Source organism: Pseudomonas sp. WS 5412 (assembly GCF_012985615.1).
GTDB classification, from domain to species: Bacteria; Pseudomonadota; Gammaproteobacteria; order Pseudomonadales; family Pseudomonadaceae; genus Aquipseudomonas; species Aquipseudomonas shahriarae.
This window is the reverse complement of the sequence record NZ_JAARMB010000021.1, coordinates 74055-94083: the sequence shown is the minus strand read 5'-3', so window position 1 is coordinate 94083 and position 20029 is coordinate 74055. Positions and strand designations below refer to the sequence as shown.

Annotated in this window: 20 protein-coding genes; 11 read left to right on the top strand and 9 right to left on the bottom strand. The window is 61.7% G+C overall.

From position 1 onward, the window contains the following. Positions 1-3: 3 nt before the first annotated feature. The 5 genes from HBR94_RS23305 to HBR94_RS23285 all read left to right on the top strand — a co-directional run bounded on the left by HBR94_RS23305 (position 4) and on the right by HBR94_RS23285 (position 4355). Positions 4-771, top strand: a complete 768-nt coding sequence (locus HBR94_RS23305; protein ID WP_057959755.1) for an SDR family NAD(P)-dependent oxidoreductase — start codon at positions 4-6, stop codon at positions 769-771. Between the two features lie 12 nt (positions 772-783). Next, positions 784-1977 (top strand): acetyl-CoA C-acyltransferase, encoded by a 1194-nt coding sequence (locus HBR94_RS23300; protein WP_057959754.1) that lies wholly within the window; start codon positions 784-786, stop codon positions 1975-1977. Positions 1978-1986: 9 nt separating this feature from the next. Continuing rightward, positions 1987-3114 (top strand): acyl-CoA dehydrogenase, encoded by a 1128-nt coding sequence (locus HBR94_RS23295; RefSeq protein WP_120732928.1) that lies wholly within the window; start codon positions 1987-1989, stop codon positions 3112-3114. A 14-nt stretch (positions 3115-3128) separates the two neighbouring features. Next, entirely contained in the window at positions 3129-3902 is a 774-nt protein-coding gene (locus HBR94_RS23290; protein WP_115128145.1) for an enoyl-CoA hydratase, read from the top strand. Between the two features lie 258 nt (positions 3903-4160). Further along, a complete protein-coding gene (locus HBR94_RS23285) occupies positions 4161-4355 on the top strand; it encodes a hypothetical protein (RefSeq protein ID WP_057440092.1) in 195 nt (64 codons plus the stop codon). 1 nt (position 4356) lies between these two features. Here the strand turns inward: HBR94_RS23285 and HBR94_RS23280 are convergent, their stop codons facing one another. Then, positions 4357-4737 (bottom strand): hypothetical protein, encoded by a 381-nt coding sequence (locus tag HBR94_RS23280; RefSeq protein WP_057440093.1) that lies wholly within the window; start codon positions 4735-4737, stop codon positions 4357-4359. A 253-nt stretch (positions 4738-4990) separates the two neighbouring features. Between HBR94_RS23280 and HBR94_RS23275 the strand changes: the two genes are divergently transcribed. Beyond that, positions 4991-7279, top strand: a complete 2289-nt coding sequence (locus HBR94_RS23275; protein ID WP_170045614.1) for an acylase — start codon at positions 4991-4993, stop codon at positions 7277-7279. A 5-nt stretch (positions 7280-7284) separates the two neighbouring features. Here HBR94_RS23275 and HBR94_RS23270 read toward each other — a convergent pair whose 3' ends face one another. The 3 genes from HBR94_RS23270 to HBR94_RS23260 form a co-directional block, all read right to left on the bottom strand. Then, complete coding sequence (locus HBR94_RS23270; protein ID WP_115128148.1) at positions 7285-7809, bottom strand: AAA family ATPase; 525 nt, start codon at positions 7807-7809, stop codon at positions 7285-7287. After that, positions 7806-8369: a nicotinamide riboside transporter PnuC gene (pnuC, locus tag HBR94_RS23265; protein ID WP_057440095.1), complete on the bottom strand. Its 564-nt coding sequence runs from the start codon at positions 8367-8369 to the stop codon at positions 7806-7808. Before pnuC ends, HBR94_RS23270 begins: the two co-directional genes overlap by 4 nt. 147 nt (positions 8370-8516) lie before the next feature. After that, entirely contained in the window at positions 8517-10151 is a 1635-nt protein-coding gene (locus HBR94_RS23260) for a methyl-accepting chemotaxis protein (RefSeq protein WP_170045613.1), read from the bottom strand. A gap of 249 nt (positions 10152-10400) precedes the next feature. Between HBR94_RS23260 and HBR94_RS23255 the strand changes: the two genes are divergently transcribed. After that, the gene (locus HBR94_RS23255) at positions 10401-11231 is read left to right on the top strand and encodes an undecaprenyl-diphosphate phosphatase (RefSeq protein WP_170045612.1); all 831 of its coding nucleotides are present in this window, start codon (positions 10401-10403) and stop codon (positions 11229-11231) included. Next, positions 11231-11614, top strand: a complete 384-nt coding sequence (locus HBR94_RS23250; protein WP_170045621.1) for a DUF1294 domain-containing protein — start codon at positions 11231-11233, stop codon at positions 11612-11614. The genes HBR94_RS23255 and HBR94_RS23250 overlap by 1 nt, the downstream gene beginning before the upstream one ends. A gap of 88 nt (positions 11615-11702) precedes the next feature. On the opposite strand, the gene HBR94_RS23245 is transcribed toward HBR94_RS23250, so the two are convergent. Further along, positions 11703-12053 carry an MmcQ/YjbR family DNA-binding protein gene (locus HBR94_RS23245; protein ID WP_057440098.1) on the bottom strand — a complete coding sequence of 117 codons (351 nt, stop codon included), beginning with the start codon at positions 12051-12053 and terminating at the stop codon, positions 11703-11705. Positions 12054-12064: 11 nt separating this feature from the next. Next, positions 12065-12973 carry a LysR substrate-binding domain-containing protein gene (locus HBR94_RS23240; RefSeq protein WP_057440099.1) on the bottom strand — a complete coding sequence of 303 codons (909 nt, stop codon included), beginning with the start codon at positions 12971-12973 and terminating at the stop codon, positions 12065-12067. Between the two features lie 125 nt (positions 12974-13098). On the opposite strand from HBR94_RS23240, the gene HBR94_RS23235 reads away from it, so the two are divergent. Together HBR94_RS23235 and HBR94_RS23230 are read left to right on the top strand one after the other, a co-directional pair. Further along, complete coding sequence (locus HBR94_RS23235; protein ID WP_169961015.1) at positions 13099-13710, top strand: FMN-dependent NADH-azoreductase; 612 nt, start codon at positions 13099-13101, stop codon at positions 13708-13710. Between the two features lie 184 nt (positions 13711-13894). Next, complete coding sequence (locus HBR94_RS23230) at positions 13895-14932, top strand: dienelactone hydrolase (RefSeq protein ID WP_128593702.1); 1038 nt, start codon at positions 13895-13897, stop codon at positions 14930-14932. On the opposite strand, the gene HBR94_RS23225 is transcribed toward HBR94_RS23230, so the two are convergent. Together HBR94_RS23225 and HBR94_RS23220 are read right to left on the bottom strand one after the other, a co-directional pair. Further along, the gene (locus tag HBR94_RS23225) at positions 14926-16098 is read right to left on the bottom strand and encodes an MFS transporter (protein ID WP_115128153.1); all 1173 of its coding nucleotides are present in this window, start codon (positions 16096-16098) and stop codon (positions 14926-14928) included. The two genes, HBR94_RS23230 and HBR94_RS23225, sit on opposite strands and share 7 nt — an antisense overlap. 178 nt (positions 16099-16276) lie before the next feature. Next, positions 16277-17863, bottom strand: a complete 1587-nt coding sequence (locus HBR94_RS23220; RefSeq protein ID WP_071610063.1) for an ABC-F family ATPase — start codon at positions 17861-17863, stop codon at positions 16277-16279. Positions 17864-18333: 470 nt separating this feature from the next. Between HBR94_RS23220 and HBR94_RS23215 the strand changes: the two genes are divergently transcribed. Continuing rightward, complete coding sequence (locus HBR94_RS23215; RefSeq protein ID WP_170045611.1) at positions 18334-19146, top strand: class I SAM-dependent methyltransferase; 813 nt, start codon at positions 18334-18336, stop codon at positions 19144-19146. Positions 19147-19272: 126 nt separating this feature from the next. Here HBR94_RS23215 and HBR94_RS23210 read toward each other — a convergent pair whose 3' ends face one another. Next, on the bottom strand, positions 19273-19683 hold the full coding sequence (locus tag HBR94_RS23210) for a TIGR03067 domain-containing protein (RefSeq protein WP_115128154.1): 411 nt from the start codon (positions 19681-19683) through the stop codon (positions 19273-19275). Between the last annotated feature and the right edge of the window lie 346 nt (positions 19684-20029).

Genomic DNA, 20029 nt, shown 5'->3' with positions numbered 1-20029 from the left:
ACGATGCAGATTGAAAACAAGGTATTTATGGTCAGCGGCGGCGCTTCGGGCCTCGGCGCGGCTACCGCCGAAATGCTGGTGGCTGCGGGTGCCAAGGTGATGCTGGTGGACCTGAATGCCGACGCCGTGGCGGCCCAGGCTGCAAAACTGGGCGCGCAGGCGCGCAGTGTGGTCGCGGATATCAGCCAGGAAGCGGCCGCTGAAGCTGCGGTACAGGCCACGGTGGCGGCGTTTGGCGCCCTGCATGGCCTGGTCAACTGCGCGGGCGTGGTGCGTGGCGAGAAAATCCTCGGCAAGAATGGGCCCCATGCCCTGGCCAGCTTTGCCCAGGTGATCAACGTCAACCTGGTCGGCAGCTTCAACCTGCTGCGCCTGGCCGCAGCGGCGATTGCCGAAACCACGGCGGATGCCGACGGTGAGCGCGGGGTGATCATCAACACCGCTTCGGTGGCGGCCTTCGACGGGCAGATCGGCCAGGCCGCCTACGCGGCGTCCAAGGGCGCGATTGCCAGCCTGACCCTGCCGGCCGCCCGTGAACTGGCGCGCTTCGGCATCCGCGTAATGACAATCGCCCCGGGCATCTTTGAAACACCGATGATGGCCGGCATGACCCCGGAGGTTCGTGACTCCCTGGCGGCCGGCGTGCCGTTCCCGCCACGCTTGGGCAAACCGGCCGAATACGCCGCGCTGGCCCGGCATATCATTGAAAACAGCATGCTCAATGGCGAGGTGATCCGTCTTGACGGCGCCTTGCGCATGGCGGCCAAGTAAGGAGGATTTGTCATGACTCAGCTCCACGATCCGATTGTTATTGTCAGTGCCGTACGCACGCCCATGGGCGGCTTCCAGGGCGACCTCAAGGGCCTGACCGCGCCGCAACTGGGCGCCGCCGCGATTCGTGCGGCTGTCGAGCGCGCCGGTATCGCCCACGACGCCGTGGATGAAGTGCTGTTCGGTTGCGTGCTGCCCGCCGGTCTCGGCCAGGCCCCGGCACGCCAGGCCGCGCTGGGTGCCGGCCTGGATAAATCGACACGTTGCACCACCCTCAACAAAATGTGCGGTTCGGGCATGGAGGCGGCGATTCTCGCCCATGACTCGCTGCTGGCCGGCAGCGTGCAGGTGGTGATCGCCGGCGGCATGGAAAGCATGTCCAATGCCCCGTACCTGCTGGATCGGGCCCGTAGCGGCTACCGCATGGGCCATGGCCGGGTGCTTGACCATATGTTCCTCGACGGCCTCGAAGACGCCTATGACAAGGGCCGCCTGATGGGCACCTTTGCCGAGGATTGCGCCGAGGCCAATGGCTTTACTCGCGAAACCCAGGATGCGTTTGCCATTGCCTCGCTGACCCGCGCCCAGCAGGCGATCAGTGCCGGGCGTTTCAGCGCCGAGATCGTCCCGGTGCAGGTCACCGTGGGCAAGGAACAAAAGACCATCACTGACGACGAGCAGCCGCCCAAGGCGCGCCTGGACAAGATCGCCACCTTGAAGCCGGCGTTCCGCGAAGGCGGCACGGTGACGGCGGCCAACTCCAGCTCGATCTCCGACGGCGCGGCGGCCTTGCTGATGATGCGCCAGTCCGAAGCGCAGAAGCGTGGGCTCAAGCCTCTGGCAGTGATCCACGGCCATGCGGCCTTTGCCGATGAGCCGGGGCTGTTCCCGGTGGCGCCGGTGGGGGCGATTCGCAAGCTGATGAGCAAGACCGGCTGGGACCTGGGCGATGTCGACCTGTTCGAGATCAACGAAGCCTTTGCCGTGGTCAGCCTGGTGACCATGAGCAAGCTGGAAATCCCCCACGACAAGGTCAACGTCCACGGTGGCGCGTGTGCCCTGGGGCATCCGATTGGCGCATCCGGCGCGCGGATCCTCGTGACCCTGCTTTCAGCGCTGCGCCAGCGGGGCCTCAAGCGCGGCGTTGCAGCCATCTGCATCGGCGGCGGTGAAGCCACCGCCATGGCCGTCGAATGCCTGGATTAAGGAATTTTTATGTTGCCCAATGACGAACAACTGCAAATCAGCGACGCGGCCCGGCAATTCGCCCAGGAGCGGCTCAAACCGTTCGCTGCCGAGTGGGACCGCGAGCATCGCTTCCCCAGGGAGGCTATCGCTGAGATGGCCGAGCTGGGCTTTTTCGGCATGCTCGTGCCGGAACAGTGGGGCGGCTGCGACACCGGCTACCTGGCCTATGCCATGGCCCTGGAAGAGGTCGCTGCCGGTGATGGCGCCTGCTCGACCATCATGAGCGTGCACAACTCGGTGGGCTGCGTGCCCATTCTCAAGTTCGGCAATGACCAGCAGAAAGAACAATTCCTCAAACCCCTGGCCAGCGGCGCAATGCTCGGTGCGTTTGCCTTGACCGAGCCCCAGGCCGGGTCCGATGCCAGCAGCCTGAAAACCCGCGCGCGTCTTGAGGGCGATCATTACGTGCTCAATGGCTGCAAGCAGTTCATCACCTCCGGGCAGAACGCCGGGGTGGTGATTGTGTTTGCCGTGACCGATCCTGCGGCCGGCAAGCGTGGGATCAGCGCGTTTATCGTGCCCACTGACTCGCCGGGCTACACCGTCGCGCGGGTCGAGGACAAGCTGGGCCAGCATGCGTCCGATACCTGTCAGATTCTGTTTGAGGATGTGAAGGTGCCGGTCGCCAACCGCCTGGGCGAGGAGGGCGAAGGCTACAAAATCGCCCTGGCCAACCTGGAGGGCGGTCGCGTGGGTATTGCCGCGCAATCGGTGGGCATGGCCCGTGCGGCGTTCGAAGCTGCCCGGGATTACGCCCGTGAGCGGGAAAGCTTCGGCAAACCGCTGATCGAGCACCAGGCTGTAGCGTTTCGCCTGGCGGACATGGCCACCCAGATCGCTGTGGCCCGGCAGATGGTGCACTACGCGGCGGCCCTGCGCGACAGCGGCAAGCCTGCGCTGGTGGAGGCTTCCATGGCCAAGCTGTTTGCCTCGGAAATGGCCGAGAAAGTCTGTTCTGCCGCCTTGCAAACCCTGGGTGGATACGGTTACCTGAGCGACTTCCCGTTGGAGCGGATCTACCGTGATGTGCGGGTCTGCCAGATTTATGAAGGCACCAGTGATATTCAGCGCATGGTCATTTCGCGCAATCTTTGAAGAGGAACGGATCAATGAGTTATGAAACCATTTTGCTCGACGTTCAAGGCCGTGTCGGGCTGATTACCCTCAATCGCCCCCAGGCGCTGAATGCCTTGAACGCGCAATTGGTCAGCGAAGTGAACCAGGCCCTGGACAGCCTGGAAGCCAATCCCGACATCGGTTGCATCGTGTTGACCGGCTCGAAGAAAGCCTTTGCCGCTGGCGCCGACATCAAGGAAATGGCCGAGCTGACCTACCCGCAGATCTACCTCGACGATCTGTTCAGCGACAGCGACCGTGTGGCCAACCGCCGCAAGCCGATCATCGCGGCGGTCAATGGTTTTGCCCTGGGTGGCGGCTGTGAACTGGCCTTGATGTGCGACTTTATCCTGGCCGGTGACACGGCCAAGTTCGGCCAGCCGGAAGTCAACCTCGGCGTCCTGCCGGGCATGGGCGGCACCCAGCGCCTGACCCGTGCGGTGGGCAAGGCCAAGGCCATGGAGATGTGCCTGACCGGGCGTTTTATCGACGCCGTGGAGGCCGAGCGTTGCGGCATCGTGGCGCGGATTGTGCCGGCGGACGAACTGCTGGACGAGGCGCTCAAGGTTGCGGCGCTGATCGCCAGTAAATCGGTGCCGATCAGCATGATGGTCAAGGAAAGCGTGAACCGCGCCTTTGAAGTCAGCCTGTCGGAAGGCGTGCGCTTTGAGCGCCGGGTGTTCCACGCCGCCTTCGCGACCCAGGATCAGAAGGAAGGCATGGCCGCGTTCGTGGCCAAGCGTGCGCCGCAGTTCAAGGACCAATAAGCCCCTGACCAACTGCCCCGTGGCGAGCGGGCTAGCCCGCGTTGGGATGCGTAGCCGCCCTGAAATCCGGCCCCGCGTGTTCAACTGAAGCAATGCGCTGGGTGTATTGGGGCTGCTACGCAGCCCGGCGCGGGCAAGCCCGCTCGCCACAACCGTTGCGCTGGCAAGGCAAATAGGGTCATGCCAAAGCGCTTTATCGCCTGTAACATGAGGCCCTGATACGCCCCAGATACAATTTTCAGGTTTCAGGAACCCGTCATGACCCAGAAGCAACGCTTGATTTACTCGATTCTGATTTCCCTGGTCGTCCTCGGCACGATGTTTGGCCTGTCCTATTTGCAGAACATCGGCGCCATCAGTGAGAAGACGTTCCAGTACATCGCCATTGCCGTGGCGGTGATTGTGGTGGTGATCAACGGCATCATGCGCCGCAAGGTCAAGCCCAACCTGTAAGTCAGGCGCTGGTCGCCAGGACCTTGGCAGCCTCTTCATGGAGGCTGTAGCTTTTGTCGCTGTTGAGGGTGATCACGCCCTCGCTGCACAGGCGCTTGAGCACCTCGCGCACACTGAGAAACGACAGCGGGATGCCCAGTTCCAGCAAGTGGCTGTGCACACCCCGTACACCCAGCGAGCGGCCGTTGTCGGCGGCGGTGAGCAGGGCGTCGATGACTTTCAGCCGGATCAGGCTGGTACGCAACCCAAAACACTTGAGCAGATGCCGGATGCGTTGGTTGCCTTGATGCTCGGGGGCCTTGCCGAAGGCTTGGTTACTTGCGCCGAAAGCGGCGTCGTGTGCCATAAAATGTCCGTCCGTGGGCAGTTGCGGGTTGTGCATGCAAAAACTCCTTATCAGAGCCTGATCAGGAAAACGATGGTGCTCTCTAGTTAATAAGACGTATGAGCCACGCAAATCATGAAGTCCAAGCCGGATAAATTTTCTCGGTCTTACGTCTGTCACCTTCCTGGCGCCGGTAAATAAGGCGCGCGCGGCCTAAATTTCTGCGGATTTCTACGTCTTTATCCATGGGCTGGTGTTGGCGAGTCGGCCCCGCCTTGGGCGTTCAATTTGGTTTGATGATGGGGTCTGCGTGATTATTTCCAACGGGTTGTCCAGGGTTTGCGTGGCGGGTGTGTTGCTGGGGGTGAGCCTGTGTGCGACGGCCCGCCAGGTGAGCGACGTGCAGGCGGGTACGCTGAGCGCCGATATCCGCCGCACCGGGTTTGGTATCCCGCATATCCGCGCCAACGATGAGCGCGGCCTGGGCTATGGCATCGGCTATGCCTACGCGCAGGACAACCTGTGCCTGCTGGCCAACGAAGTGGTCACGGTCAATGGCCAGCGCGCCCGCTACTTCGGTGCCGAGCAGGCGACCCTGGAAGAGCGCAACAACCTGACCAGTGATGTGTTCTTTACCTGGCTCAATACGCCCGAAGCAGTGACGGCTTTCTGGAAGGCGCAGACCCCGCAGATGCAGCAGCGTCTTGCCGGCTATGCGGCGGGTTACAACCGCTACCTGCAAGAGCGCGGGGCCAAGGACCGACCGATGCAGTGCCAGGGCGCCTGGGTGCGGCCGATCACGACCGATGACCTGGTCAAGCTGACCCGGCGGTTGCTGGTGGAAGGTGGTGTCGGGCAATTCGCCGAGGCCTTGGCGGGGGCGACGCCACCCCAGCCAGGCGTGGCGGTGCAGAGCGATGTGCGAGCGTTTGAGGTCGCCACCTTGAAGCAGCAACGCTTTGCCCTGGATCGCGGCAGCAACGCGGTGGCGGTGGGTAGCGAGCGCTCGTTCAACGGGCGCGGCATGTTACTGGCCAACCCGCATTTCCCGTGGATCGGCGGCATGCGTTTTTATCAGATGCACCTGACCATTCCTGGTCAGCTGGACGTAATGGGCGCCGCCTTGCCAGGCCTGCCGGTGGTCAATATCGGCTTCAACCAGCATGTGGCCTGGACCCATACGGTGGACACATCCAAGCATTTCACCCTGTATCGCCTGACCCTGGACCCGAAGGACCCGACCCGCTATTTGCTCGACGGCAAGTCGATCCCCCTGCAGAAAACCCAGGTAACGGTACAGGTCAAGGGTGCCGAGGCCCACACCCAAACGGTCTACAGTTCGCAGTTCGGGCCCGTGGTGCAATGGCCGGGCAAGCTCGACTGGAACGCGCAATACGCTTTCAGCCTGCGCGACGCCAACCTGGGCAATGACCGCGTGCTGCAGCAGTGGTACGCGATGAACCAGGCCCGCAGCCTCAAGGACTTGCAAGCCTCGGTACACCGTCTGCAAGGCATTCCCTGGGTCAACACCCTGGCGGCGGACGATCAGGGGCAGAGCCTGTATATGAACCTGTCGGTGGTGCCGAACGTCAGTGCAAAAAAACTCGAACAATGCAGCGACCCGCGTGCCGGTCTGCAGATGATCATGCTTGACGGTGCCCACAGTGCCTGCGCCTGGGATATCGACCCGCGCGCCGCCCAGCCGGGGATCTTCGCCGCTGGTCAACTGCCGCAGCTGGCGCGCCGGGACTACGTGCAGCACTCCAACGACTCGGCCTGGATGGCCAACCCCAAGGCCCCGCTGGCCGGTTTTTCGCCGGTGGTCAGCCAGGATCACATTGCCTTGGGCGCACGTTCGCGTTTTGCCTTGCAGCGCTTGCAGGACCTGGACACACAGCCGATCACCGTCGCCGATTTGCAACACATGGTGCTGGATAACCAGGTGTACCTGGCTGGGCAGGTGATGCCGGATCTGCTCAAGTTCTGCGCGCAACAGACGGATGCCGCCCTGAAAACCCTGTGTACCCGCCTCAAGGACTGGGACCAGAAGGCCAACCTCGACAGCGGCCTGGGCCTGGTGCATTTCTTCCAGGTCATGGAGCACCTGCAGCAAGTGCCGCAGGTGTGGCGCGTTGCGTTTGACCCGGACCACCCACAAACCACCCCGCGTGGGTTGCTCATCGAGCGGCCGGAGGTGGCCAAGGCGTTGCGTGAGGCAATGCTGGCGTCAATGGCGCAGGTGAGTGAATCGGGGTTGAAAGAAGGCACTCGTTGGGGCGATATCCAGGTCTCGGGCAGCACCCCGATGCACGGTGGCCCGCAGGAACTGGGGATCTACAACGCCATGCAAAGCGTGCCGAGGGCCGATGGCAAGCGTGAGGTGGTCAGCGGCAGCAGTTACTTGCAGATCGTCACCTTCGACGACCAGGGGCCGAAAGCGGAAGGCGTGTTGGCGTTCTCACTGTCCAGCGATCCGGCGTCGCCGTACTTCAAGGACCAGACCCAGGCGTTTTCCGCGAAAAAGCTCAGCCCGTTGCCGTTTACCGAACAGCAGATCAAGGCTGACCCACAGTATCAACGGCAGTTGATCCACGAGTAGGGGCTTTATTGGCCGAGCAGGTGCGCCACGGCGGCAAACGCCTGGTCATGGCGTGCCTGCCAATCCCCGCCAATCACCTTGTACGGTTGCTGATGCTGCTCCAGCCAGTCGCGGCTGGCCTGGAAGAAGGCCCGGCGGTCGGCCAGGTCCGGCTGGCAGCGTTGACCGTCGGCGGTCCAGCCAATGCCTTCGGGCGACAGCAACAGGTGCAGGTCGTAATGGCGGGCCAGCAGTGCCTCGTCGAGCCACGCGGGGGCATCGCCAAACAGCGTCAGGCTCCACAGCTTGTTGGTCAGCAGGTGAGTATCGAGTATCAGCAGTTGCGGCTGCCGGGCACGGCCGGCATCTTCCCAGGCCAGTTGGCCACGGGCGATGTCCGGGATGTCGGCGAGGGTCGTATCACGCTGGTAGTGGTCGATGAAATAGCGCACATACTCGCCCACCAGCACCGCACCGAAATGCGCCTGCAACTGCTCGGCCAGCCAGCTTTTACCGCTGGACTCGGGGCCTGCCATCACCAGCACCTTCATGTGCGCAACGCCGGATCGGCGCGCCATTCGCGCCAGCCTTGTACGGCAATCACTGTGAACAGGGCATAGAGCGCGGCCGTCAGGTACAGCCCCTTGTAGACAAACAGGCCGACAAAAATCACATCGACCACAATCCATAGTGCCCAGCATTGCACGCGTTTTTGCGCCATCCACATCTGCGCCACCAGGCTGAAGCCGGTCAGGGCGGCGTCCAGCCAGGGTTGTGCAGCATCGGTCCAGTGCGCCATGGCGGCGCCCAGCAACAGGCTGCCGACTGCGCCAACCGTCAGGCTCAGGAGGATAGCCTGGCTGCCAAGACTGCTGACCTGGCGCCCTTGCTTGACCTCGCCGGCACGGGTCCATTGCCACCAACCGTAGACCTGCAGGCCGGCATACACCACTTGCAGCAGCATGTCGGAATACAGCTTCACCTCGAAGAACACCCAGGTGTACAGCAGCACCATGACCAGGCCGATCGGCCAGCACCACGGGTTCTGCTTGACCGTCAACCAGACGGCAATCACCCCCAGCGCGGCGGCAAACAGTTCAAGCCCGGACATGGGATTCCTTGGAAGAGTCGAAGAGGAGGGCGATTGTACCCAACCGGCCGGGCAAAATCCTGTCCAGGCCGGGGGCTAATTATGGGAAGAGGGATTGCTGTGGCAAACCCGCTCGCTGTGGCGAGCGGGCTGCTGTCGGGAGGAGGGCTAGACCTTGAACTGGCGCAGCAGGCCGTTGAGTTCTTCGCTCAAGTCCTTCAGATGCACGCTGGCCTCGCTCGATTGCTGGGCCGCCAGCGCAGTGCTATGGGACAGGCCGGCGGCCTGGGTCACGTTCTGGTTGATGTCTTCCACCACGTGGGCCTGTTGCAGGGTCGCGCTGGCAATCGAGGCGTTCAGGCCGTTGAGGTTGCGCAGGGCCTGGCCGATGGCATTCAGGCTGGCGCCCGCCTGGCCGGCTTGTTCGATGGTCAGTTGCGAGGCCTGGTGGCTGTCGCTGATGACCTTGACCGCTGCTTCGGAATGCCCTTGCAGGCGCTCGATCATGTTCTGGATTTCGGCAGTGGATTTTTGCGTGCGCTGGGCCAGCAGGCGCACTTCGTCGGCGACCACGGCAAAACCACGGCCTTGTTCACCGGCGCGGGCCGCTTCGATGGCGGCGTTGAGAGCCAGCAGGTTGGTCTGCTCGGCAATCGAGCGAATCACCTCCAGCACCCCGCCAATCTGCGTGCTTTCGGTGGACAGGGTGCGGATCACTTCCACCGCCTGGCTGATGGTGCCGGACAGCGCGTCGATCTGTTGCAGGCTGCCGTCGATATTGACTTGGCCCTGTTCGGCCTGGGTCTGCGCGTCACGCATTTCGCTGGCGGCGTGCTCGGCATTCTTCGCCACGTCCTGGACGCCGTAGGTCACTTCATTGATGGCAGTGGCCACCAGTTCCATTTGCTGGGATTGTTGCTGGCTGCGGTCATGGGCTTGGCTGGCATTGCTGCCCAGCTCGGCGGACGACTGGGCCAGGGCATTGGCGCACACCTGCAACTGGCTGACCACCTGGCGCAGTTTGGCGGTGAAGGTGTTGAAGTGTCGGGACAGTTGCGTGACTTCGTCCTGGCCGTGGGTGTCGAGGCTGCGGGTCAGGTCGCTTTCGCCACTGGCGATGTTGGCCATGGCATGCACCGCTTCCTGCAACGGGCGCACGATGCTGCGGGCAATCAGCACCACCAGCAGGGCCATGATCAGGGCAATGCCCAGGCCGATCAGTGAGGCTTTCCAGACCTGACCGCGAAATTGTGCCTGTACGTCGTCCACGTAGACGCCGGAGCCAATAATCCAGCCCCAGGGCTCGAACAACTGGATATAGGAGGTCTTGGCCACGGGCTCAGCCGCGCCGGGTTTCGGCCAGCGGTAATCGACCATGCCGACGCCCTTGGCCTTGGCCAGAGTGACGAACTCATTGAAGATCGCAAAGCCGTCCGGATCGCGGATGGCCGAAAGGTTCTGGCCGTCTAGCTTGGGGTTGGCCGGGTGCATGATCATCACCGGCGTCAGGTCATTGATCCAGAAATAGTCGTTCTGGTCGTAGCGCAGACCGCGCACCACACTCAAGGCTTGTTTCTGCGCGGCCTCGCGGGTCAGCACCCCGGTGGTTTCAAGGCCGTGATAAAAATTCAGAATTCCGCTGGCAGTCTGCACCACATGCTGGGTTTTCTGGCTCTTGGCCTGGTAGAGGTCGTCGTGGATCTGCTTGAGCATCAGCAAACCCAGGGTCATCAACATCAACACGGCGACTATCAGGATCATCCAGAGGCGCCGGCTGATCGACATATTGCGCAAACTGTTCATAGTCTTGTCACTCCGCGTTCTTATAATTTTCGGTGCTGCGTTGATCGGCCAGTGATAACGCGAAGCGAAATCCGGGCTTGTCTGATAGGCTTTCGGCCCGGAATCAAAAAACCTGAGTACTGCCTGATTTTTCACAGAATTTTGGCAGGTCAGCCTTGATCCTGCTCGCGGCCTTGCCGCGTGCTCATCGTTAGTGAACACCTAGAAAATATCAACGAGGCATGCCGTCGCATGACCTTTGGGGGAATAATGGATCTTTGGACCGCCTTTCAGGCATTGATACTTGGCATTGTCGAAGGGCTGACGGAGTTCTTGCCGATCTCCAGTACCGGGCACCAGATTATCGTCGCCGACTTGCTCAACTTCGGTGGCGAGCGCGCCATGGCGTTCAACATCATCATTCAACTGGGCGCCATCCTGGCGGTGGTCTGGGAATTCCGGCGCAAGATCCTCGACGTGGTGACCGGCCTGCCGACCCAGCGCAACGCCCAGCGCTTTACCGTCAACCTGCTGATCGCCTTCCTGCCGGCGGTGGTGTTGGGGGTGATTTTTGCCGACCTGATCCACGAATACCTGTTCAACCCGATCACGGTGGCCACTGCGCTGGTGATCGGCGGGGTGATCATGTTGTGGGCCGAGCGTCGCGAGCATGTCATCCATGCCGAAACCGTCGATGACATCACCTGGAAAGACGCCTTGAAAGTGGGCTTTGCCCAGTGCCTGGCGATGATCCCAGGGACGTCGCGTTCCGGCTCGACCATTATCGGTGGCCTGTTGTTTGGCCTGTCGCGCAAGGCTGCCACCGAGTTTTCCTTCTTCCTGGCGATGCCGACCATGGTCGGGGCGGCGGTGTACTCGGGCTATAAGTACCGTGACCTGTTCCAGTCTGCGGATCTGCCGGTGTTTGCCGTCGGTTTTGTGGTCTCGTTCATCTTCGCGATGATTGCAGTGCGTGGCTTGCTCAAGTTCATCGCCAGCCACAGCTATGCAGTGTTTGCCTGGTACCGCATTGCGTTCGGTTTGCTGATCCTGGCCACTTGGCAGTTCGGCTGGATTGACTGGGCGGCGGCCAAGGCGTGATGACAATCCAGCATCCGCGCTTCAAGGCCCTGGTGTTTGTGCTGTTGTGTGCCGTGCCGTTGTTTGGCGCGGCACTGCTGGCGTATCGCGGGGTGTCGCTGATCCCGTTGGCGGCCTATGGCCTGGTCAGCGTGGTGACGTTTTGCCTGTACTGGAGCGACAAGCGCAAGGCCCAGAGCGATAGCTGGCGCACCCCGGAGAAGATCCTGCATGCCATGGAGCTGGCCGGTGGTTGGCCGGGTGCCTTGGTTGCGCAGCAGGTGTTCCGGCACAAGACGCGCAAAGTGTCTTATCAAGTGGTGTTCTGGCTGATTGTGTTGCTGCACCAGGTGTTCTGGATTGATCGGTTGTTTCTGGGCGGCACGCTGCTGGCAGTCTTCTAGCCGCGTGGGGCTTGAGAGCGAAGCTGCGCCCACCGGGGTATGTGCATATATCGATGATCAAGTTGTGTACAAGACGACCTGGACTGGCTTACTCGTCCAGCCTCAGGCCGATCTGCGTGCGTTTGGGCAGTTTGCTCACCACCAACTGGTGGGAGCGCTGCAGCAAGCCGCGCAGTTCTTCGCCGCCCAGTGGGTAGGGCAGCTGCATGATGATCCACTGCGCCCGCGCCAGGTACGGCGCCGGGTGGATGCCGGGGCGGTCGACGTGGCCGAGGAACAGTTCTTTGTCGACCTTGAACGCCAGGGAGTCGCCGCGCAGGTTCTGCAGGGCGAACATCTTGTTGCCGGCAATCGAGAACACCCGCACACCGCCCCACTTGTAATCCTCCCGTGCACCGGGCAAGCCCAGGCAGAACTGGGCGACGTCGTCTTCGGTCATGCTCCGGGTACTCATAGCAGTCGATCTCCGCAACTGTTGAAGGCATGGGCCAGAAAGTCGATCCAGGCGCGCACCGCTGGGGATACGCCGCGTCGATGCGGGTACACCGCTTGCAGCCAGCCACCGGGCAGCGACCACTCGGGCAGCAGTTGCACCAGTTGGCCACTTTCCAGCTCCTGCTCGCAATACATCATGGGCAGCACGGTGAAGCCGAGGCCGGCGAGGGCGCTGGCCTTGCGCACCAGGAAGTCGTCGATGCCCAGGCGGGCCTCCATCGCCAGGTCGGTGGCATTGCCGGCAGGGTCGAGCATGCGCAGGTGGACCATACGGTCGGCTTCCAGGGCGCCCAATACCGGCAGGTGTTTGAGGTCGGCCGGGCTGTTGATCTGGCGGTCGCGCACAAACTCGGGGCTGGCGACCATGGCCGTCTGCGCCTGACGCAGGCGACGGGTCACCAGCAGTGGGTCTTCGTCCCCCAACTCGCGCACACGCAAAGCTACGTCTACACCCTCGGCCACCAGGTCGACGCGGCGATTGATCAGCATCATCTCCAGTTGCACCAGCGGGTGGGCCGCGAGGAATTGCGCCACCACCGTCGGCAGGATTTCGTGGGCCAGGCCCACCGGGCAACTGACCCGCAGCCGGCCCCGGGGTTCGCTGGACATGTTGACCACGGCTTCGTCGGCCATTTCCGCTTCCAGCAGCATCGCCTGGCAGTGCCCCAGGTAGCGTTCGCCGACGGCCGTCAGGGTCAGTTGCCGGGTGGTGCGCTGTAAGAGGCGGGCGCCGAGGCGTTCTTCCAGTTCGGCAATGCGCCGCGACAGCCGCGACTTGGGGATGCCCAGCAGCCGGCCAGCCGCCGCGAAGCCACCGGCTTCCACCACCTTGGCGAAATAGTAGAGGTCATTGAGGTCTTGCATGTTGGGCCTATTGTCCTGTCAGTGGGACGAACTATCGCATTTTAACCGGCTAATCTGCTATTGGATTGATCTGTAGGATTCTCTCCATCAGATCGCCGGTGGCGATCCTCACTTGGAGATCCCACATGAAACTCTTGCATATTGATTCCAGCATCCTCGGTGACAACTCGGTATCCCGCCAGTTGAGCGGCGAAGTGGTCAAGGCCTGGCAGGCGGCTGAGCCGGGTGTCGAAGTGACCTACCGTGACCTGGCCAGCGAAGGTATCACCCATTTTTCCGGGATTACCCTGGGCGCGTTGGGCACCGCCGCCGAGTTGCGTGATGCCGTACAGAAGCACGAAGCCGACCTGAGCGCCTCGACCCTGGCCGAGTTCCTGGCTGCCGACGCGGTGGTTATCGCCGCGCCGATGTACAACTTCACCATTCCCACCCAGCTCAAGGCCTGGATCGATCGCATTGCCGTCGCTGGCCAGACGTTCCGCTACACCGAAGCCGGCCCGCAAGGCCTGTGCGGCAACAAGAAAGTCATCGTGGTCTCCACCGCCGGTGGCCTGCACGTTGGCCAACCGACCGGCGTCGGGCACGAGGACTACTTGAAAGTGCTGCTGGGCTTCTTCGGTATCACTGATATCGAGTTCGTACGTGCCCACGGCCTGGCCTATGGTGACGAAGCGCGCAGCAAGGCGTTGAACGATGCCAATGCGCTGATCAGCGAGCAGTTGTTCGTCGCGGCGTAAGCACGAGCGCCTTTCAATCTGATTCGGGCTGTCTAAACTCTGTATTCTGCTAGCTTCAATGCCGGCGGAATACGGAGTTTTTTGTTTTGAACCGGCGAATATGGCGCAGCTTATGCAACACCGGGTCATACCGCCCGAGGCTGCATCGGCCTGCAGGCGTCACCCAGCACAGGTGGACATCCCCATGATGCGTCTTTGTGCAGTCTTGCTGGTTTCCCTGCTCGGCGGCCTCGTTTCAGTGCACGCCGCTGTCGCCCCGCACCCCCATTGGAGCGTGGGCTATCACCGCATGAGCTTTCTTGACCCGCTGGATTCGCAGCCGATGAAAGCCATCGCGTTTTATCCGTCCACGGGTGATGAACATCTCAGTCAGGTGGGGGCGTATCGCGTCGCCGCCGCCGAGGACGCCAAGGTCGCCATCGGCCGCTTCCCGTTGCTGATGCTGTCCCATGGCAACACCGGCACGCCCCTGGCTTTGCACGACCTGGCGACGTCGCTGGCGCGCAAGGGGTTTGTGGTGGTCGCCGTGCTGCACCCGGGCGACAACTATAAGGACCACAGCCGCCTGGGTACCTTGAGTAACCTGTATGGCCGGCCGATCCAGATTTCTGCGGCGATTACCGCGACCCTGGGCGACCCGATGCTGTCGCCGTTCGTCAACGTGGGCCAGGTAGGGGTGATTGGCTATTCGGCGGGCGGCGAGACGGCGCTGATCCTGGCCGGGGCCAAGCCGGATTTCGAGCGTTTGCGCCGCTATTGCCAGGAGCGTCCTGAAGACCGCGACGCCTGTACCTCTAAGGGTGAGCTGGTGGTCGACCGCGATGACCTGCAACCCCAGGCCGACCCACGGATCCACGCGTTGATGCTGATGGCGCCGCTCAGCCTGATGTTCGGTCGTCAGACCCTGGGCGACGTGCATGTGCCGGTGCTGCTGTACAGCGGCGATGGCGACAAGCTGGTAGCCGTGGATAAAAACGCCGCCGCCCTGGCGCGCAAGCTGCCACAGCCGCCGGATTTCAAACTGTTGGCCGGGGCTGGGCACTTTATTTTCATGGCCCCTTGCGATGACGAGCAACTGGCGCTGATGCCGGCGCTTTGTACCGATGCCGATGGGGTGGACCGCGAGGGTATTCACCGCGACCTGATCTCCGAGGCCGGGCGTTTTTTCGGGCGCACCCTCGGCCAGCACTCGCGGGCCGGGATACAGACTGCGGATCAGTAGGCCCGGCGCATCAGCAGCCAGGTCAGGCCCAGGCCCGTGACGGACAGTAGCGCCGCGCAAAAGAAAATCCACGAGTAGCCCAAGTTCAACGCCACCGCACCCATCAGCGGTCCGGCAATCGCCAGCGCCAGGTCAAAAAACACCGCATAGGCACTCAGCCCGGCGCCCCGGCTGCTGTTGGGCACCTGTTTGATGGCTTCGACGCCCAGTGCCGGGTACACCAACGACAAGCCAAACCCGGTGAGGCCGGCGCCGATCAGGGCAATGGCGGGCGAGGGCGCGAGCCACAGCAGGGTCAGGCCGAGGGTTTCCAGGGTCATGCAGGCAATCGCCGCGCGAAACCCGCCAAAACGGCTGATGCTCGAGATAAACAGCAGGCGCGAGAGGATAAAGCAGATGCCAAACACCGTCAGGCACCAGGCGGCGCCGGTCCAGCCGCGATTGAGGTAGAACAGGGCAATGAAGGTGGTCAGGGTGCCGTAGCCAATGGACGCCAGGCACAGGCTGGCACCAAACGGCGCGATCCGCCCGAACACCGCCCAGAACGGCAGGCGCTCGCCGCGCACCACCGGCACCGAGGGTTTTTTGCGGATCAGCACCAGGCCCAGGGCTGCCAGCACGGCCAGCGCGGGACCGAGGCTGTTGTAACCGTATTGCGCAACCATCACCACGCCCAGCGGCGCGCCAATGGCGATGGCGCCATAGGAGGCGATGCCGTTCCAGGAGATCGAGCGCGCGGTGTGTTCGGCGCCGACCTGGCCCATGCACCAACTGATGGTGCCGACACCGATCAGGCCCTGGGCCACGCCCAGCAACACGCGACCGACCAGCAGAATCCCCAGGCTCAGGCTGGGCAGGCTGTGCAGCAGCGTGGCAAAAAACGTCAAGACACCGCTGAGCAGAATACCGCTCAAGCCCAGCACGATCGCGCGCTTGGTGCCGACGTTGTCCGACATGCGCCCGGCCATGGGGCGGCTGAGGAGGGTGGCCAGGTACTGTGAACCGATGGTTACGCCGGCCACCACGGCGCTGAAACCCAGTTGTTCATGGACATAGCCGGGGATCACCGCAATCGGCAGGCCAATGCAGATAAACGCGATAAAGGTATAGAAGACGATGGAGACGATCTGCAGGGTGATCGACAGGGAGCTGGGGGCGGCTGGCATGGAGGCTCATTCGCGGCAGGGCGGTGAACGCATCATGGCAAGGGCGTGGAAGAAAAGGAAGCAGGCTAACAATCATCGGCCCTGACGCGCCGTTGGTCGAGCCTGGAAATGCAAAAAGCCCCGTCACTGCTGACGGGGCTTTTACTTGCAGCGTGTGGCTAACCGCTATTGGCGACCCTTAAAACACCACGCCCTGGCTACGCAGGTAGTCGTCATAGGTGCCGCTGAAGTCGATCACGCCGCTTGGGCTCAGCTCGATGATGCGGGTGGCCAGGGACGATACGAACTCACGGTCGTGGCTGACGAAGATCAGCGTGCCCGGATAGTTTTCCAGCGCCAGGTTCAGCGCCTCGATGGATTCCATGTCCAAGTGGTTGGTCGGTTCGTCCATGACCAGCACGTTGGGCTTTTGCAGGATCAGCTTGCCGAACAGCATGCGACCTTGCTCACCACCGGAGATGACCTTGACCGACTTGAGGATCTCATCGTTGGAGAACAGCATGCGGCCCAGGGTGCCGCGGATCACTTGTTCGCCCTGGGCCCACTGGCCCATCCAGTCGAACAGGGTGACGTCGTCTTCGAAGTCGTGGGCGTGGTCTTGGGCGTAGTAGCCCAGTTCGGCCGCATCGGTCCACTTCACGCTACCGGCGTCCGGGGTCAGTTCGTTGACCAGGGTGCGCAGCAGGGTGGTCTTGCCGATACCGTTCGGGCCGATGATCGCCACGCGCTCGCCGGCTTCAACCTGGAAGCTGAAGTCCTTGAACAGGGTCTTGCCGTCAAAGCCTTTGGCCATGCGCTCGACGATGACCGCCTGGCGGTGCAGTTTCTTGGTCTGTTCGAAACGGATGAACGGGCTCACACGGCTCGAAGGCTTGACTTCGGCCAGTTGGATCTTGTCGATCGCCTTGGCGCGGGAAGTGGCCTGCTTGGCTTTCGAGGCGTTGGCCGAGAAGCGGCTGACGAACGATTGCAGTTCGGAGATCTGCGCTTTCTTCTTGGCGTTGTCCGACAGCAACTGCTCGCGGGACTGGGTCGCCACGGTCATGTACTCGTCGTAGTTGCCCGGGAACAGGCGCAGCTCGCCGTAGTCCAGGTCAGCCATGTGGGTGCACACGCTGTTCAGGAAGTGACGGTCGTGAGAGATGATGATCATCAGGCTGTTACGCTGGGTCAGGATGTTTTCCAGCCAACGAATGGTGTTGATGTCCAGGTGGTTCGTCGGTTCGTCGAGCAGCAGCACTTCCGGATCCGAGAACAGCGCCTGGGCCAGCAATACGCGCAGCTTCCAGCCTGGAGACACTTCGCTCATCGGGCCGAAGTGCTGCTCGATGCCGATACCCAGGCCCAGCAGCAGTTCACCGGCACGGGATTCGGCGGTGTAGCCGTCCATTTCGGCGAACTCGGTTTCCAGCTCGGCCACGGCCATGCCGTCTTCTTCGCTCATTTCCGGCAGCGAGTAGATGCGATCGCGCTCGGCTTTGACCTTCCACAGCTCTTCGTGACCCATGATCACGGTGTCGATGACATTGAATTCTTCGTAGGCGAACTGATCCTGGCGCAGCTTACCCAGGCGCACGTTCGGCTCCAGCATGACCTGGCCGCCGGACGGGTCGAGGTCGCCACCGAGGATTTTCATGAAGGTCGACTTGCCGCAACCGTTGGCACCGATCAAACCATAACGGTTACCGGCGCCGAACTTGACCGAGACGTTCTCAAACAGCGGCTTGGCGCCGAACTGCATGGTGATGTTAGCTGTGGAGATCAATTACTTTACCTATCAATAGCTTGGGGTGCGCTTATTTGGGCCGGGACCCATTCGGAGCCCGGGCCAACGGGCATGCGTCAACAGCGACATCAAGGCGTGAAGCCCAGTCGCCGAGCAGAAAATATGGGGTGTATGTTGGAATTTGGCGCGCATTGTCGCATATGTGCGGCGTGAGTTATATGACAGGCAGGCGTGTCGGGCCGCTGGAAGTGCCTGGTTTGTCTTTTTTTTGCGGAAATTTTTACAAAAAGCATCGAGTTGTATCGAAACTGTATCGACCGTCCGATCTGTGTTTGTTAACAGTTGAACATCCAATGACCGTGGATTAAGTTTCCAGCGTTCGCCCTGCAGTGATGGCTCTTTACCGGTTCAAGGATGGCGAGGCTGTCGGTGCGGGGCGAACTCCCTTCTGTTTTCTTGACGGCGCTCATCGCCATCGTGGTGCGCACGTTCAATGGTTTGGAGACGCAATGGACACGCTGTCTGCTCAACAGGCAATCGCCAGCAACAAGGCCGCCTGGAACGAATCCGCCGAACACCACAAAGCTACCGAGCACTGGCAAAGCCTGCTCGCGGATGTCGGCGCGCCTGATTTCTCCTGCCTGGATCCCACCCTGACCACCCTGTTAATGCAGGTGGGCGTCAAGGGGCGGGATGCCGTGCAACTGGGTTGCAATAACGGCCGTGAAAGCCTGTCGCTGTATGGGTTGGGCGCCAGCAGTGTGGCGGGGGTCGACCAGTCCGATGCATTTCTGGCACAGGCGGCGGAGCTGGCAAGTCGCTCACCCCATGCGCCCGAGTTTATCGAAGCCGATATTCATCATTTGCCCGAGCGGTTGCAGGGGCGTTTTGATATCGCCCTGATCACCATCGGGGTGTTGAATTGGATGCCGGATATCGGGCTGTTCATGGGGCATGTCGCCAGCACCCTCAAAGACGGCGGGACGCTGGTGATCTACGAGACTCATCCGATCCTGGAAGTGTTCGACCCCGAAGCGCCGAACCCGATGCTGCCGGTCACCTCATATTTTCGCCGCGAGCCTTTTGTGCAGCACGAGGCGATTGTCTATGAAGGCCCGAGTAACAGCGCAGCCGCGGCGTCTTACTGGTTCGTGCACACCTTAGGCGAGGTTGTCAGCGCGGCCATCGCGGCAGGCTTGCAGATCAGCCACCTGCAGGAGTACCCGCACTCCAATCGCGAAGAGCTCTACGACCAGTACGAGAACCAACCGGCGCAACTGCCGATGTGCTACACCCTGACCGCCGTCAAGCGCCCGGCCTGAAGGCAAAAAAAGGCCCGCTGGGGCGGCGGGCCAAGGGATTCATCTGAGGAGTTGGGTCTAACCTAGCGCGCCAAACGTGAATACTTCGTGAAAATCCTGTCGCAAAAACGAATGCCCCTCATCCGTTCATGACCGGCGTACGAAAGTGCGCATTGTCTGCCCTGGCGTCGTACTGAAACGCGTCGGCCGGGGCATGCCTTCATCCGCCGCGATAAACACAAAGCGCTCATCATCCAGGGTGTAACTGGCGGGCAGGTGCTTTCCGGCGTCGGCACCGATGGCGTCGATCCAGGTGATGCTCTTGGGCGTGGTGCTGGCGTCCAGGGTAAAACTGCCCTGCAGTAATACCTCGCCATCTTGGGTCATGACCCGAAACTGATCCCCCTCGATTGTGGTCAGCGCACCGGGCGCACTGTGTTCATCCGGTGGGTTGGCGATGCCGCTGTCTTCCAGGGCGATTTGTTCCCAGGTGCCTTGCAGGGCTTGTTTATCCTTTTCGGTCGGGCACGGCGTGGAGCGGGAAGGGGACGAGGGCATGTAAAAAATCCTTTTTGATGCGACATGTAAATGGCGGGCCCGCCAACAGCAAGAAATGCTCCGTAGCAAGTTCCGTTAAAAGATTTTGCAGGAAATTTCCCAAAGTTGTGCTGCGGTCGGTTTTTTTCCTTTGCCAGCAGATATTTAAAGCGATTCTGACATATCGTGAGCGCGGTGGTTTCCGATATGTCGTCTACGCTGATCAATGCCGTATATGACATTATTTTTTCTAAAGGAAAACAATCTGAGTGCGGTAGGGATTTTTTCAGTGACGCAATGGTCGGATAACCGTCGCCTCGTGTCGTATTGGCTATATCCAGGGCGTTGTCCCTGTATTTTCAGTTGG